General features: G+C 73.8%; 10 protein-coding genes and 1 pseudogene. 7 read left to right on the top strand and 4 right to left on the bottom strand.

What is annotated here, in order from left to right:
- Positions 1-89: 89 nt before the first annotated feature.
- Positions 90-1,340 (bottom strand): NAD(P)/FAD-dependent oxidoreductase, encoded by a 1,251-nt coding sequence (locus ACZOOI_RS42010; protein WP_465282086.1) that lies wholly within the window; start codon positions 1,338-1,340, stop codon positions 90-92.
- Positions 1,341-1,695: 355 nt separating this feature from the next.
- Positions 1,696-2,301: pseudogene (locus tag ACZOOI_RS42005) on the bottom strand (SDR family oxidoreductase); the annotation flags it as partial.
- A 167-nt stretch (positions 2,302-2,468) separates the two neighbouring features.
- Here ACZOOI_RS42005 and ACZOOI_RS42000 point away from each other — a divergent pair.
- The 7 genes from ACZOOI_RS42000 to ACZOOI_RS41970 all read left to right on the top strand — a co-directional run bounded on the left by ACZOOI_RS42000 (position 2,469) and on the right by ACZOOI_RS41970 (position 12,003).
- Positions 2,469-3,035, top strand: coding sequence for an FKBP-type peptidyl-prolyl cis-trans isomerase (locus tag ACZOOI_RS42000; RefSeq protein WP_465282085.1), 567 nt, complete (start codon positions 2,469-2,471; stop codon positions 3,033-3,035).
- A gap of 200 nt (positions 3,036-3,235) precedes the next feature.
- A complete protein-coding gene (locus ACZOOI_RS41995) occupies positions 3,236-4,591 on the top strand; it encodes a serine/threonine-protein kinase (RefSeq protein ID WP_465282084.1) in 1,356 nt (451 codons plus the stop codon).
- 394 nt (positions 4,592-4,985) lie between these two features.
- The gene (locus ACZOOI_RS41990; RefSeq protein ID WP_465282083.1) at positions 4,986-7,727 is read left to right on the top strand and encodes a helix-turn-helix transcriptional regulator; all 2,742 of its coding nucleotides are present in this window, start codon (positions 4,986-4,988) and stop codon (positions 7,725-7,727) included.
- Between the two features lie 217 nt (positions 7,728-7,944).
- Positions 7,945-8,955: an alpha/beta hydrolase gene (locus tag ACZOOI_RS41985; RefSeq protein ID WP_465282082.1), complete on the top strand. Its 1,011-nt coding sequence runs from the start codon at positions 7,945-7,947 to the stop codon at positions 8,953-8,955.
- Between the two features lie 158 nt (positions 8,956-9,113).
- Positions 9,114-9,827 carry an AraC-like ligand-binding domain-containing protein gene (locus tag ACZOOI_RS41980; protein ID WP_465282081.1) on the top strand — a complete coding sequence of 238 codons (714 nt, stop codon included), beginning with the start codon at positions 9,114-9,116 and terminating at the stop codon, positions 9,825-9,827.
- Between the two features lie 83 nt (positions 9,828-9,910).
- Entirely contained in the window at positions 9,911-10,795 is an 885-nt protein-coding gene (locus ACZOOI_RS41975) for a helix-turn-helix transcriptional regulator (protein WP_465282080.1), read from the top strand.
- Between the two features lie 338 nt (positions 10,796-11,133).
- The gene (locus ACZOOI_RS41970; protein ID WP_465282079.1) at positions 11,134-12,003 is read left to right on the top strand and encodes a helix-turn-helix domain-containing protein; all 870 of its coding nucleotides are present in this window, start codon (positions 11,134-11,136) and stop codon (positions 12,001-12,003) included.
- 40 nt (positions 12,004-12,043) lie between these two features.
- Here the strand turns inward: ACZOOI_RS41970 and ACZOOI_RS41965 are convergent, their stop codons facing one another.
- Together ACZOOI_RS41965 and ACZOOI_RS41960 are read right to left on the bottom strand one after the other, a co-directional pair.
- Positions 12,044-13,030 (bottom strand): alpha/beta hydrolase, encoded by a 987-nt coding sequence (locus ACZOOI_RS41965; protein WP_465282078.1) that lies wholly within the window; start codon positions 13,028-13,030, stop codon positions 12,044-12,046.
- A 150-nt stretch (positions 13,031-13,180) separates the two neighbouring features.
- A complete protein-coding gene (locus ACZOOI_RS41960; RefSeq protein ID WP_465282077.1) occupies positions 13,181-16,075 on the bottom strand; it encodes a helix-turn-helix transcriptional regulator in 2,895 nt (964 codons plus the stop codon).
- Between the last annotated feature and the right edge of the window lie 83 nt (positions 16,076-16,158).

Here is a 16,158-nt window from a genome sequence, read left to right as displayed (position 1 = left end):
GGTCGCGACCGTGCACGGCCCACCCGGCCCGGGCACCCCGGCACGCCGCGCCGCCCCGTCGAGCCCGATCGGGACCGGCCCTCGCCGAGTCAGCCGGTCGCGTCGGAGCGCCCCGAAAGGTCGGCGAGGGGAACGTCCACATCGGCGAGTTCGCCTGCGTCGACCACTCGGCCGGAGGTGACGAGGGCGCGGATCGGGTCGGTGACGTCCCAGACGTTGACGTTCATGCCCGCCAGTACGCGGCCCTCGGCGAGCCAGAAGGCGATGAACTCGCGAGTGTCCCGCCGGCCGCGGAAGACGACTCGGTCGTAGTCGCCGGGTTCGACGTAGCCGGTGTACTCCATGCCCAGGTCGTACTGGTCGGTGAAGAAGTACGGAACGCGGTCGTAGGTCACGTCCTGACCGAGCATCGCCTTGGCCGCGACCTGCGGCTGGTTGACGGCGTTGGCCCAGTGCTCGACCCGGATGTGCTTGCCGAGCAGTGGGTGGAAGGCGTTGGCGACGTCCCCGGCGGCGTGGACGTCCGGGTGCGAGGTGCGCAGGTGCGCGTCGACGCGGATGCCGTTGTCGACCTCCAGGCCGGCAGCCTCGGCAAGCCGGGTGTCGGGGGTGATGCCGACCCCGACGATGACCGCGTCGGCGTCGATGCGGCTGCCGTCGGTCGTCAGCACACCGTTCACCCGGCCGCCGGTACCGGTGATCTCCGCGACCTGGACACCGAAGCGCAGATCGACCCCGTGATCGGCGTGCAGGTCGGCGAAGGTCCGGGCGACCTCGCGGCCCAGCACCCGCAGCAGCGGCAGCTCCGCCACCTCCAGCAGGGTCACCTCCACGCCGGCCGCGCGGGCGGCGGCCGCGGTCTCCAGACCGATCCAGCCGGCGCCGATCACCACGACGCGGGATGCGGACCCGAAGGCTTCCTTGATCCGGTCGCTGTCGGCGAGTCGGCGCAGGTAGTGGACGCCGACGAGGTCGCCCCCGGGCACGGTCAGGCGGCGCGGTGTGGAGCCGGTGGTCAGGAGCAGCTTCGCGTAGCCGATGCGGCTCCCGTCGACGAGCGTCACCTCGTGTCCGGCCGGGTCGACCGCGGTCGCGGTGACGCCCCTTCGCAGGTCGACGTCGTGCTCGGCGTACCACTCGGGGGGATGAACGTAGACGCTGTCACGCTCGTCCCTGCCCAGCAGATAGCCCTTCGAGAGCGGTGGCCTTTCGTAGGGGCGCTCCTGCTCGTCTCCGAGCAACACGATCGGGCCGTCGAAGGCCTCTTCGCGGAGCGTCTGTGCTGCCTTGGCACCGGCCAGGCCGGCTCCGATGATCACGAATGCCGGGTTCGCGGCCATGTTCTCTCCTCTGCGGCGTCGAAGCGGCCCGCGGGCGGATGGCGTTTCGCTCTCCGCCGGCGGCGCGCCTGGCCAGGCCATCGTCCTCGACAGCCCCCGTTTCGTCGGCGGTTGCTCCGTTCCCCGGTGTGTCGGCCGACCGCACGTCGGCGCAGCTGTGACTGTTCGTCGGGGCTGTGACGTCGGTTCGTCGGAGTGACGCTCGGTTCGTCGGGGCTGGGACCCTTGGTTCGTCGGGGTTGTGACCCCCGCTTCGTCGCAGCCGGATCGGCCGTTGCCGTGCGGCTGCCCGGCGGACCCCTCCTCGACGGGCAGCCGTCTCGATCGCCTTCCGTGCCGCCGGTGTGCCTGCGACTCAGCGCAGGAAGGCGGCGGCGACTCCGGCGTCCACCGGGATGTGCAGCCCCGTGGTGTGCGAGAGGTCGCCTCCGGTCAGGGCGAAGACCGCGTTGGCGACGTGTTCGGGAAGCACTTCGCGCTTGAGCAGGGTGCGTCGGGCGTAGAACTCGCCGAGCTTGTCCTCCTCGACGCCGTAGACGGCGGCGCGCTGTGCACCCCAACCGGCGGCGAAGATGCCGGATCCGCGCACGACGCCGTCCGGGTTGACGCCGTTGACGCGGATGCCGTGCTCGCCGAGTTCGGCGGCCAACAGGCGTACCTGGTGGGCCTGGTCGGCCTTGGTGGCGCTGTAGGCGATGTTGTTCGGCCCCGCGAACACGGCGTTCTTGGAGGCGATGTAGACGATGTCGCCGCCGAGTCGCTGGTCGATCATCAGTCGGGCGGCCTCGCGCGAGACCAGGAACGAGCCGCGGGCCATGATGTCGTGCTGGAGGTCCCAGTCACGGGCGGTGGTCTCCAGCAGCGGCTTGGAGATCGAGATGCCGGCGTTGTTGACGACCAGGTCCACACCGCCGTAGGCGAGGGCGGCCTCGGCGAACGCGGCCTTGATCTGCGGGCGGGACCGACGCGGCACAGCCGCCACACGCGTTGCCCACGGTCGGCGGCCCGCCGCGATACGACCAGCCCCTGCCGCCGATCCCCCCGCCACCCGCGACGCCGCCCGCGAAACCGTTCGCACCACCGCCGCCGACGTCGGGGACGCGGCGGCGCCCACGTCGGGTCTTCGCGGTGGCGGTCGCAGCGGTCGTGGTGACGGCCGCGGTCGTCGCGGCCCTGCTCGCCACGCACGACGACACCGGCGGCCACCGGACCGCGACCGGCGCGGGTGCGGTGTCGCCGAAGCCCGAGATCACGAGCGGTGCCGGCAGCGCTCCCGCGTCCGGCGGAACGCCATCACCGGGACCTGCCGCCACCTGGGCCGACACGTCGCGCGGCGCGCCCGACATGCGCCGGCTCACCCTCGGCCCCGCCGACAAGATGGAGGTTCGGGTCCTCGCGCCCGGATCGGGCCCGGTGGTCACGGCCGGGCAGAACATCGAAGTCCACTACACCGGGTTCTACTACTCGGACGGCGCGGTCTTCGATTCCTCCTGGACGCGCGGCACCACGTTCACCGTGACCATCGGCGTCGGACAGGTGATCCCGGGCTGGGACGAGGGCCTGGTCGGCCAACGGGTGGGCAGCCGCGTGCAATTGGTGCTCCCGCCCGCCAAGGCGTACGGCGGCACGCCCCCGCAGGGCATCCGACCCGACGCGACCCTGGTCTTCGTCGTCGACCTGCCGGCCGCGACCTGATCGAGGCCGATTCTTCGGCCGGTCTTCGGCCGATTCCTCGGCCGATTCGTCGCCCTCGCCCGGCGGTACGGCTTTTGTTCCCGATGCCTTTTCTCCCGCGGCGCACGCGGAGTTCTCGGCATTCGGGTCGCGTTTCGGCATGTGGGCGCGAAGGGTGGGTAGGGAGCCGGGCATTGTCGGGACCGAGTCGGGGAGATTGCATGACGGCATTGCCGCGCCGAATACGGCGTCCCCTTCCGCGTAGTGGTGGCATCCTCGACGGTCGCTATCGCCTGGGGCAGTTGCTCGGCACGGGTGGTACCGCCGACGTCTTCCGGGCCGTCGATCTGCGACTTCGGCGGGAGGTCGCGGTCAAGGTCTTCCGGCCCGGCGCGTGCGCCGTGACGACGGAACGGTTCTGTCAGGAAGCCGTGTTGCTGGGACGGTTGACGCATCCTGCCCTCGTCACGGTGCACGATGTCGGTTGGCACGAGAGTTGCACGTACGTGGTGATGCGTCTGGTCAGGGGCGTCACGCTGCGCGAGCACATCCTCGACGGCCCCCTGACGGGCGACCGCGTGGCGAGGCTCGGTGCCCGACTGGCCGCGGCGTTGGCATACGTACACGCGGCCGGCATCGTGCATCGGGACGTGAAGCCGTCGAACGTCCTGATCGGCCCCGGCGACGTCCCGTATCTGGCCGATTTCGGGATCTCGCGTCTGGTCGACGAACCCACCCGCTCCACCCCCGGCATGATCGTCGGCACCATTCCCTACCTCGCGCCCGAACAGATCCTCGGTCAGGGCTCCGGGCCCGCGTGCGACGTCCACGCCCTCGGCCTGGTCCTGCTGGAGGCGTTGAAGGGCGAACGCGAATATCCGGGAGCCTCCCTCGAAGCCGCCCTGGCCCGCTCGCTGCGCGCGCCGCACATCCCGTCCCACGTGCCCGGCGAACTCGCCTCCGTGATCGAGGCGATGACCCGCACCGATCCCGCCGCCAGGCCCGACGCCGCCGAGTGCGTCCGCCTGCTCGAAGCCGCCGCGTCATCGCCCACACCGACGTCCGGCCCGCCGGGCGAACCGGAAGCCACGACCGTGCGCTCCACCGCCGCCGGAGCCCCTCCGTCGGCCCCGGCCTCGACCCCGGCCGCATCCGGTACGAAGGCGGTGCGGCGGAAACGACATCGCCTGCTGGCCACGGGCGTGGTCGCGAGCATCATCCTGGGCGCGACCGGGGCCACCATGGCGGTCCTCGACGACCACTCCGCCCCGGACGCGGACAACAGCCGCCCCGCCCGAACCACCGAGCCGCTCCCGCCTTCCACCCAGCCCACGACCCCGCCCACCGCGTCCCCGCTCACGGCGACCCCGACGACCTCGGCGCCACCCCCGCGCACGACCGCTCCCACTGCGCCCCGGGAAACAACCCCCGCCGTCGACAACCGGGTCTCCGCACCCGCCGCCGCCGACGACGACGAGTCCCCGACCCTCGGTTCGAACAAGGAGCCGCGAAACGACCCGAAGCCCAAGGAGAAAAAGGATAAATCCGGCGAATCTCGCGGCAAGCCGGAAAAATAGCCCGGGCCCGCCACCGCTCCGGCCGGGCGGGCGCCTCCTCGTGGGCGCCGATCACTGCGCCGTTGCGAGCACGATGTACACACCGTTGGCGTCGGCCCCGGCTTCGCGCCGACTCGCCCCCATCGTGGCCAGGACCCGACCGCGGCCGACGATCCGGGATACGTACCCGGGTCCCCGCCTGGACCCGCCTCCCCGCCACCCGGCCTGACCGGGCCGCCCGCAGAGGCCACTATCCTGGCTGGGCGCCGCAAGCACGTAGGCGCGCGGGCCTCGCGTCGAAGCGATGCGGGTTCCCTCCCGAGCAGGTGCCGAATGTCGGCGCCGCTGGGGAGCACGAGGCAAGCGTGAGGGCAGGACGGCAGTGGACGGCGGGAAGCGAAGCGCTCACGATCTGATGGGTCGGGAGCGCGAGAAAGCGCTGCTCGCACAGGGCCTGCACGATGTCCGGGTGGACCGGCGAGGCACCGCGGTGCTGCTGCGCGGGGAGGCCGGCATCGGCAAGACCGCGTTGCTCGACTGGACCGAGGCCCAGGCCCGGGAGAGCGGCTTCACCGTGCTGCGCGCCGTCGGTTCCGAGGCGGAACAGGGACTGGCCTTCGGCGCACTGCACCAGGTCCTGTGGCCGCTCCTGGAGGCCGACGACACACCGTCGCCGGCGCACCGGGACGCCCTGCATCGCGCGCTGGGACTCCAGGAAGGCATGCCACCCGGCGGCTTCGCGGTCGGCGCGGCGGCTCTGCGGCTGCTCGCCGACGCCGCCCGTACCGCGCCGCTCGCCCTCCTGCTCGACGATCTGCACTGTATGGACGCGTCCAGTGCGACGGTGTTCGCGTTCCTGAATCGGCGGATCGCCGAACTGCCGGTGCTCATCGTGGGCACCATCCGTCCCGACGGCGGAGCAGACGTGGACGCGCACGACGGCTGGCCCGCCGTTCCCGTCGAGGTCGGCGCGTTGACCCCGGCGGACGCCGGAGAGCTGCTGCGGCGACGGTATCCGGCCATCGTCGCGACGGCGGCGAACCGCGTACTGGAAGCGGCCGACGGAAATCCGCTGGCCGTGGTGGAACTGCCCGTGCAACTCGAAGAAGGGCATGTCAACGGCCACCTGCCGATGCCCGAGATGTTGCCGCTGGGCCGCCGTCTGGAACGCCTGTTCGCCGGTCGGATCAACTCGCTGCCGCCGGATTCCCTCCGGGTCCTGCTGCTCAGCGCGCTCAGCGGCAACACCGCGGCGGGCAACGTCGGCGCCTGGCTGCGCGCCGTCTCGGGCGACGAGGCGGAACGGACGCTTGTGCACATCGAGGCGAGCGGCCTGGCCCGACTCGACGAGTCGAAGGCGCTGGTCTTCCGTCACCCCCTGGTGCGCAGCGCGGTGATCGCCGCGGCCCCCGGCCACGACCGGCGCGCGGCGCACCGGACACTCGCCGAAACGCTGCTGCCCGACGATCCGCGGCGACTCGTGCACGAGGCCGCCGCGGCACTCGTCCCCGACGAGGACCTGGCCGCGCGCCTCGAACACGCGGGTCGTCGGGTCGCGGGCCGGGGCGGCGACGCCGAAGGCGCGCTGCTGCTGGACCGCGCCGCCGCGCTGAGCCCGGCGCCCGAGCCGCGCGCCCGGCGGCTGACCTGGGCCGCCGTCATGGCCGCCCGGGGAGGCCGGCTGAGTTACACCGCGCAGCTCGTCGACGAGCTGAAGCAAGGACCGGTGCCCCCCGACGTCGCCCCGTTGTTCGGCTACGCCGTGGTGTACCTCGACCAGAGCCACCACATCGACTTCGAGTCGTCGTTCACGCTGCTGCCGGAGGTGTTGCGGGCGCTGGCCCAACCGGGCGCGGACTCGTTCGGGGGCTTGGCCGAGCAGGCATATTTCAAGCTGCTCTTGGCCACGTCCCTCACGGACGACCCGCGTGGCTGGGACGCGCTGGAACGCCATCTCGCCACGGCATCTCCCCTCGGCAGACTTTCCTACCGCGCGTGGGCGGACCCGGCCCGGACCGCGCACGGCGTGGCCGACGAGCTGCGGGCGCTGCTCGCGGACATGAGCGACGAGCAGGAAGCGGGCAGCGGCTGGCTCGCCCTGTGGACGGCGTCGGCGGTCGACGCCGCCGACGCCGAACTGCGGCGGCGATTCACCGGCCGGCACGGCTACGCCACTCAGGGCTCGCTGGCCAAGGCCGAGCGCTACCAGGATTTCCTGCGCGGGAACTGGGACGCGGCCGAGATCTGCCTGCGGGAGGCGGAGGCCGCGGCCGACCTCGGCTATCGCAGCAATGCGCTGCTGTTCCGCTTCTACCACGCGCACTTCCTCGCCGGCCGTGGCGCCGAGGAGGAACTGCGCGCGGTCGACCGGTCGATCCGGCCCCTCGCGGCGGCCGCGCGGATGCGCCTCGTTCTGGACAACCTCACCCGTCTGCGCGGCCTGGCCGCGTTGGGTCACGGCCGGCACGAGGAGGCGTACGCGCACCTGGCCGAGCTCACCGAGCCCGGCGTGCTGCCGCGCGGTCTGCCCTGGTTCCATCTCGTGTTCTTCGACTTCGTCGCGGCCGCGGTGCACACCGGCCGACTCGCGGAGGCGCGCGCACACGTGGCGGCCGGCGAAGCCGCCCGGATGGAGGAGATCTCCGACCACCACGCCTTCCTGCTCGCCGCGGCCACCGCGCTGACCGCGCCGGACGACACCGCCGACGCGCGCTTTCGGGACGCGTACGCGGTGCCCGGGGCCGCGCAGTGGGCCTTCGAGATGGCGCGGTTGCGCCTCGCGCACGGCTCGTGGCTGCGCCGCAGGCACCGGGCCGAGGCGCGCGCCGTGCTGCGCGAGGCCCACCACACGTTCCGCCGACTCGACGCCGGCCCGTGGCGGGAGCTGGCCGAACAGGAACTGCGTGCCGCCGGCGACCAGGTGGGCGCGGTCGGTGCGAGCGGCGCCGCCGCCGCACTCGGGAGCACGAACGTGCTGCTGACCGCGCAGGAGCTGCGCATCGCGCGGCTCGCCGCCCGGGGACTGTCCAACAAGGACATCGGAGCGCAGTTGCAACTGTCGCCCCGTACGGTCTCCGCACACCTGTACCGGATCTTCCCCAAGCTCGGGATCACCTCCCGAGCGGCCATCGGCCAGGCCCTGGGCGGCGGCTCCTGAAGCCGTGGCACGGCGGTGTCACCACGCCGCCGCGCGGGATGCGGAAAAGCCGGATGCGGGGAGAGCGGAAAACCGGATACGCGAAAAACTGTGCAGTCAGGGGCACACACTCGGGCAAGCCGAGCACTCCCGCCGCGCGGCGGGTCCCTAGGGTGGGAACGGAGCCCATGGACCGCGGCCTCCGAAGGGCCGCGGTCATGCCAGTGCAGGAGTTTCTGTGGAACCCGAACCCCGGCCCGTACGGCAACCGGTCGTGCTCGAACCCTTGGCCCGCGTGTTCGTGGACGCGCATCGGCACCAGGCGGTGGGCACTCCCGCTCCCGGACGAACGGCCGGCAGCTCCGCGTCGACGGAACGGGATCGGCTCTTCGCGGCGGTGCCCGGGGACGCGTTCGGGTCGCCTCCCGACGTGGCCGAGGACCGCCTCGCGCTTCCCGGCGCCCGGGGCGAGCGCAACCTCGTGCGCATCGTCCGCCCGACCGACGCGGACGAGCCGCTTCCGGTGATCCTGTACATCCCGGGCCCGATCTGGACGCCCGGAGCGGTGCCGCCGCAGCGCGACTTCGAACGCGACCTGGTCCTGGGCACCGACGCGGCCGTCGTCGTGCTCGACACGCCCCAGCAGCAGGACGAGTGCTATCCGGAGACGATCGAACGCCTGCACGCCGTGCTCGACTGGATCGCCGCACAGGGCGCCGACGACGGTCTCGATCCGCGGCGCATCGCGGTGGTGGGGGTGTCGACGGGGGCCAACCTCGCGGCCGGCCTCACCCTGCTGGCCAAGCAACGCGGCGGCCCCGAGCTGGTGCAGCAGGTCTTGATCTGCCCGGCCACCGACGCCGCCGCCGACACCCCGTCGTACCGCGAGTTCGCGGAGGGCTACTTTCTCGACGCCGCGGCGATGACGGCGTTCTGGGACCGGTACGTGCCCGACGCCGCGCTGCGCACGCAGAGCACCGCCTCCCCCTCGCGCGCCGCCGGCGCCGAACTGGAGGGCCTGCCGCCGACCCTGATCCTCACCGCCGAGGCCGACGTCCTGCGCGACGAGGGGGAAGCGTACGCCGCCCGGCTGCGGGCCGCCGGGGTCGCCGTGGTCTCGCTGTGCTACCACGGCACCGTCCACGGCTTCGTCGCCTTCGACGCGCTGCGGGCCAGTCACGCGTCCACGGCGGCTCGCATTCAGGTCGTCGACACGCTCCACGTCGCGCTGCACGCCCGGCGCGGCTGAGCCCCGCGCCGCCGGATCGCCGCGCCCGCGCGCGTGCGGTCGGGCCTTCGCGGGCGCGGTCGCCGGCGCGTGAGATGCTGCGGACGCGCCCGGCACGCCGACGGCACGGGCACCGCGGTCCGTGGGTGTGGGCCGCCCGACGGGCCGAGGGAGGCCATGTGGACGTCGTACTGGACACCGCGTCGCCGCCCGTGGCCGATCCGGCCGCGACCGTCCAGGACGCCTTCGCCCGCCGGCTGGCCCGGATCCGGGTCACGGTCCGCCCCGGGCCGTTCAGCGCCGTGCTGAGCGAGGCCCGGTTCGGCTACATCCGCGTTCTCGAGGTGCAAGCCGACGCGCTGCGCCTGGCCCGGACGTCCCGGCTCGTCGCCGAACACCCCGGCACCGGCATCGCCGTTGCCCTCCAGCGGCACGGCACGGGGGAGTTGACCCAGGACGGACGCGGAACCTTCCTGCGCGACGGCGATCTCTGCCTGCTCGACCTCCGGCGGCCCTTCGCACTGCGCTGGCACGGGCGTTTCACGTTGCGCCTCGTACGGCTGCCGGACCGGGCACTCGCGGTGCCGGAGGCGGTGCTCGCGGCCACCACCGGCCGGGCGATCTCGGCATCCGACGGCCAGGCCGGATTCCTGCTGCCCCTCCTGGACCGGCCTGCCGACGTCCTGGCACCGCTCGCCCCCGCCGTGGCCGACCGGCTCGCCGGGCACACGGCGGAGATTCTCGCCGCCGTGCTGACCGAGGCGGCCTCGGGCACGGACCGCATCCCCCGGGCGGGTCGGCCCGCGATCGCCCCGATCGGGGCCTCGATGCCGCCTGCGGTACCCGGGGGTCGATCGGGCAGCCCCGGCCGGGCAGGAATGGCAGTCAATTGACCTAACACCGTCGCGACGCCGCGCAGGACGATCATCGGGGCGGTGGATCGACGCCGCCCGACCCGGACGATTGCGGAGCGGTGATGCGGCCCCTGACGAACCCGGCACCCCAGGGACCGGACACCTCGGACCGGCCGCCGCCCGCCCCCGGGCACCCCCGTCCGCACGACACGGTCATCCGGATCCCGGAGGGACCGCAGGGACCGCAGGGCCCCCTCCACACCACCGACCCCGGGCCGGACGAGAGCGAGATCGCCGTAGTGGTGCCGCTGGACGGCGCGGTCGTACTCGCCGCCGACGGTGTCGAGCAGATGCTCCCCGAGGGCACGTTCGCCCTCCTCGACGGGCGGTGCCCCCGCACCGTCACCTCGCCGTACGGCTGCGACCCGGTCGTCCTCCGCCTGCCGCGGACCCTGCTGACCGAGCCCGACGAGCTGCTGCGGCGCGCCGCGGGGCGGGTACTTCCGGCGGACCGCGGCACCGCAGCGTTGGTGGTACCCGCCGCGGTATCCCTCTGCCGGATCCCGGCCCCCGCTCCCCCGCTGCTCGACCGGATGACGCACCACCTCGCGGACCTGGTCTCGACGCTGCTCGCCGAACTCGACGAACCGCCGCAGGCCGGCCCGGAGTCCGCACTCATGAGCGACATCCGGTGGTACGTCAACTGCCGGCTCGGCGACCCCGGGCTCAGTCCCGAGACCATCGCCGCCGCGCACTACGTGTCCGTCCGGTATCTGCACAAGCTGTTCGAAGGCCGGGACATGACGCTCGGACGCTGGATTCAGCTGCGCCGACTCCAGGAATGCCGACGCGAACTCGGGCGCCCGGGGTCGTCACCCCCGAAGGTGGGGGCCGTGGCCCAGCGCTGGGGGTTCGTGAATTCGGGGCACTTCAGCCGCACGTTCCGCGCGGCGTTCGGAATGTCGCCCCGGGACTGGCGGGAAGCACGCACCGCCGCGTCCCGGTGACGAACAGGACCGATCACGGCACCCGACCGGCCGGGGCCCGCCGGGACATCGCACGGCAGGCGCGGCCCCCGTTCGGCCGAGACCGTGCCGGGGACGAGTCGGCAACACATGGTCCGGACCGCAAGGCGATGTGATCCGCAGCCCACCCGGATGTGCCCGCCCCGACCCGCCCGGAGCGATCGCCCGTGACGCCTTGGTAGTCCCCACCGCGCTTCGGCACGACCGGGACGAATACCGGGCAGTCACGTGACTGATGCGGACACGTGCGGTGGCCCGCCATCATGGACGAGGGCGGCCCAGCGGTCGTCCCGTTCGCAGCACGCCGTCGGGGAGAACTCGTGACCATCGCAGACATCACACCGTGCCCGCGTCCGGTCCACACCAGCCGCCTCGGCTTCCTGCAGGTGGCCACGCTCGAAGCGGACACCGGGCTGCCGGGTGGCACGCCGATGCAGCCGGCCGACGGCGCCGGCGCGCACGTGACGGTCACGATCCAGATCGACGGCACGGCACACGTGGCGCAGGACGGACGCGAAACGCTCGTACGACCGGGCGAGATGTTCCTGGTGGAAACCCACCGGCCGTTCCGCGTGGAGCACGAAGGGCACGTGCGCCTGCACGCGTTCCACGTTCCGCGCCGAAGCCTGGGGGGCGCCGAGCGCAACGTGCCCGCCATCACCGCCATCGCCTTCCCGCCGGACCGCGGCGTGGCGGCGATGTTCGCGCCCGTGCTGACCGCGCTCGCCCGATCCGCGCCGGACATCGCGCCCGCGGTCGGCGAGCGGCTGGCCGGCAACGTCGCCGACCTGCTGGCGACCCTGATCGCCGAGCACGCCCCCGCGGCGAGCCCGGACCTCGACTCGGCGTTCGGCGAACTCCCGCGCCGCGTACGCGAGTACATCGACCGGAACCTGGGCGATCCGGAACTGTCCCCGGAGCAGATCGCGCAGGCCCAGCGGATCTCGGTGCGGTACCTGCACCGGGTGTTCGAATCCGAGGGGATCTCGGTCGGTCGGCTCATCCAGCGCCGCCGTTTGGAACGCTGCGCGGCGGAACTGGCCAGGCGCGGACGAGTCAGCCCCACCGTGTCGGCCGTCGCGCAGCGATGGGGTTTCGTCAGCCCCGCGCACTTCAGCAGGGCCTTCAGGGCGACCTACGGGGTTTCCCCCCGCGACTGGCGGGGCCTCGGCGACACCGCGAACGGGTGACGGCCCCGGGCGCCTTCCCGGTGCCGCCGGGTGCGCGGGCTCAGGCCAGTCGCGCCTTGAGGAAGGCGCAGCCCTGCGCCACCGCGGCCCGCGTGGGGGGACTGTCGCGCAGCGCGTTCAGCGAGACGAAGTCGTGCACGGTACCCAGGAAACGCACCGCGGAGGCGGCCACTCCCGCCTCCCGCAGGCGTTCCGCGTAGCGCTCGCCCTCGTCCCGGCAGACGTCGGCCTCGGCGGTGACCACCAGCGTCGGCGGCATCCCGGCCAGCTCGGTCGAACTCGCGGAGAGCGGGGACGCGGTGGGCGGCGCGGCGGACGCGGGCGTGCCCAGATAGTCCTGCCAGTAGCGGAGCAGCGCCTTGCGGGTCAGCAGGTAGCCCTCGGCGAATCGGCGCTGGGAGTCGCTCTCGCAGGCGGCGTCCGTAAGGGGGTAGTAGAGCAGTTGCGCGTCGATCGCCGGGCCGCCGCCCGCCTGCGCCGTCATCGCGACGGCGGTCGCGAGCGTGGCCCCGGCACAGTCGCCGGCCACGGCCACGCGATCCGGGCGCAGGCCGAGCGAGTCGGCGTTGTCCACCGCCCAGGCGAGCAGGTCGTGGCACTCGCGCAGGGCCACCGGGTAGCGGGCTTCCGGCGAGCGGCTGTACTCGGGGACGATCGCCGCGACGCCGGCACCGGTGACCAGGGCGCTGATCAGCCGGGCGTGGGTGTGCGCATCGCCCAGCATCCACCGACCGCCGTGCACGTAGAAGAGCGTGGGCAGCGGTCCGGACACGCCGACGGGACGGATCGTCCAATAGCCCACGAGCCCCGACGGGCCGACCGGGGCGGCCCCGAACACGGCGTCGACCTCGAAGTCCTCGATGCGGTCGGCTTGGGCCTCGGCCAGCGCCTGCCGGCCGGTGACCGGATCGAGGTCGTCCAACGAGGGCGGCGTGGCCGAGGCCGCGATGAGCCGCCGCACGGCCGGATCGAGGACGACCCGCGCCGGCGGGTATCCGCCCGCGCTGCCCTCGCGATCCCGGTCCATGGCGTGTCCACCTTTCGCATTGCCCCGCCCGAGGGCGCCGTGCCGCTCGGTCGGCGGCACCGTCCCGGCTCGTCCTCGGCTTGTCGTTCCGTCTGCCTCGGCTCGTTCCGTCCGCCTCGGCGCCGACATCCGAGGATCCCACGCTCGCCCTCAGCCGCTCGTGAGCAGGTCCCGCAACTGGTGGCGGCTGCTGACGCCGAGCTTCGGGTAGGCATGGTACAGATGGGCCCCGATCGTGCGCGGGGACAACATCAGCCGTTCGCCGATCTCCCGGTTCGACAGGCCGCTCGCCGCCATCGTGACGATCTGCCGCTGCTGCGCCGTGAGCTCGGCCAGCGCGTCCACGCCCTCGCGGGCCGTCGCGACCCCGCTCGCGCGCAACTCGGTGCGGGCCGCGTCGGCCAGCGGTGCGGCGCCGAGTACCTCGGCGGTGTCCAGGACGGCGCACAACTGTTCGCGCGCTTCCGAGGGACGGCGGGCGCGGCGCAGCCACGCGGCGTAGCTCAACCGGGTCCGGGCGCGTTCCACCGGCCAGCGCTCGCCTTCCGGGTTGACCAGGGCCAGGCGGAAATGGTGCTCGGCGTCGGCTTCCGGATCGACCAGCGCGCTCGCGTGGTGCAGCAGTTGCGTCATCCGGCCCGTCGGCCGCTCCCCCTGGGCGGCCCGGACCTGCGACAGGACCGGCAGCACGTCCGCTGCGCACCCGGTCCGGTGGGCGGCCACGGCGAGGTCGGCGATGCCGCGGACGGAGAGGAACGGGTGTACCGGCGTACCGTCCGGTTCGAACAGCGCGCGAAGGCGACGGAACGCCTCGTTCCAGTCCCCGCGTGCGCGCGCGTCCGCGGCTCGCGCCCCCAGGAGGCGGACCGACGTGGCGCGGTTCTCGTCGAGGTCGAAGGCCACGTCGGGCTGGGAGAAGGCCGCGACGGCACGGTCGGCGGCGCCGCGCAGGGCGCCCAGGGTCGCGGCGAACGCGCGCAGATCCGCCTGGACTCGGGAGAGCCGCAGTACGGCCGCGTCGTCGTCCGCCTCGGCGATCAGTGCCGCGGCCTCCGCCCACCGCCCGGTCGCCAGCAGGGTGTCGAGCAGCGGAGCCAGCGACCACGCGCGCAGACCGAACGCGCCCCGGGCCCGGAAATCGGCGTGCACGCCGCGGTACTGCTCCACACACACGTCCGGCTCGTCCGCGTGGTAGGCGACGGAAGCGATCGCGCTCCGCCGCACGGCCTCGGGCAGGTCGTACGCGGCCGGCCCCAGCCGCGGGCGCGGCAGCCGCCGCAACATCCGAACGGCCTCCGCCGGGTCCGCCGCCGCCGCGACCGCCGCGTCCAGTGCGGCGCGCACTCCGGGGTCGATCGGGCCGGCGCCTTCCCGGGCCGACGCGGGCGACCCGGCCGGCCCGTCCTCACCCGGCGACGCGGCACGGGCGCGGGCCAGCAGGGCGGGCAGTTCGTCCCGATGCCGCGGCAGTCCGGACTGTGCGGCGATGCCCGAGGCGATGACCGCGACCGTGATCGACCCGGCCGCGTCGGCGACGGTTTCGGCGACGCCGACCAGCAGGTCGAACGCCTCCTTCTGCCGGGACGTCAGCGACAACGCGGCGCCCATCGCGCAGGCGGCGAGGCAGATTGCCTCCGGATCCGCATCCGGGCGGGCGAACGGCCGGAACTGCCGCCAAAGATCGCGCACCCAGCCGAAATCGCCCACCGCGGCGGCGCCACTGAGTGCCGCGGCCAAGTGGCCGGCGCGGTCGCGGTCGCCGGGGGTCAGTGCGGCGGCCTGCTCGAAGGCGCGAGCGGCGAGGAAGGCGCCGTGCTCCCGACCGGCGGCCTGTGCCAGTGCCTGCGCCACCGCCTCGTCCGGGCCGGGCCCGCCCGCCGCGCGGTGCCTGGCCCACGACATCGGGCCGGTGCCGGGCGCCGCGGCGAGATCGCGGTGGGCGCGTCGGCGCACTCCCACGGGCTGCCCGGTCTCCGCGGCCACCCGGCCCAGCGGATGCCGGAACTCGACGCGGCCGCCGACCACCGCGATCAGGCCAGCGTTCTCGGCCGGCGCCCAGATGCCCGGATCCGGGGTGCCTTCGGCGGTCCGGCCGCCGAGCGCGGCGGCGATCGCGGCCAGGTCCTGGTCCGGCAGGCTCAGGGCGGCGTACAACAGCGCGTGCCGGGTCTTCGGCGGCAGGCGGCGCAGGCGTTCCTCGAACGCGTGCCCCACCTGCGGGCGGAACGCCCGCCGCCCGGCAAGCCACGGCTCGGTGCGGGTGGCCGCCAGGCGGCAGAGTTCCAGCACGGCGGCCGGGTTGCCCTGCGCACGCTCCAGCAGTTCCAGCCGCGCCCGTCCGGAGGGTGCGCTCGGCTGGGCGTCGAGCAGTTCGGCGGCAGAGCGCGCGGACAGTGGCGCCAGGTGCACGGTCTCGACGTCGCACGCCAACCGCATCGGGGCGCGGTCCGCGTGCGCGGTCAGCACGAACGTCGGATGGCCGCCGAAGTGCCGGCCGACCAGCGCGTCGATCAGGTCGAGGGAGAGGCGATCGCAGTCCTGCACGTCGTCGACGGCGACGACGACGTGCCGGTCCGCGTCGGCGAGACGGTCGAACAGCGCGGCGACGGCGGCGTGCACCGCCGGCGGGGCCGGCACGTCGTCCGCGGGCTCGGCATGCCCCGCAACCTCCGGGCGGAGAAGTCGCGTCAGCACCTGCCGGTGCGCGGCGGGCAGGCCCAGGATCTCGTCGCCGACCGGGTCGAGGAGGTGGCGCAGGCAGTCGAGGGGCTTCGCCTCCGCCGCCGGGCGGCCCCGCGCGAGCAGCACCAGGGCCCCGTCGCGACGGGCACCCGCACACACCGCGCGCAGCAGGCTGGTACGCCCGATTCCCTCCTCGCCGAGCACCCGGAACACCCGGGGAGCACCCGGCTCCCGGCCCAGCGATGCGAGGATCCGCGCGAGTTCGCGGTCACGGCCCAGCAGCCGCGCTTCGGACGCCCGGCACTCCGCGTCCGCGTCCTCGAACGCGCCGCCCGCCGTGCCGCCCGACACGTGGCTCGTCATCCCGCACCCCAGACCTTGCCGCACTGTTGCCGATACCGGGCGATGTCGCTCCGGTCCGGACGATCATGACGCACTCTACGAGA

Source organism: Embleya sp. L77 (assembly GCF_055557415.1).
This window is presented reverse-complemented; position numbering and strand designations above follow the sequence as displayed.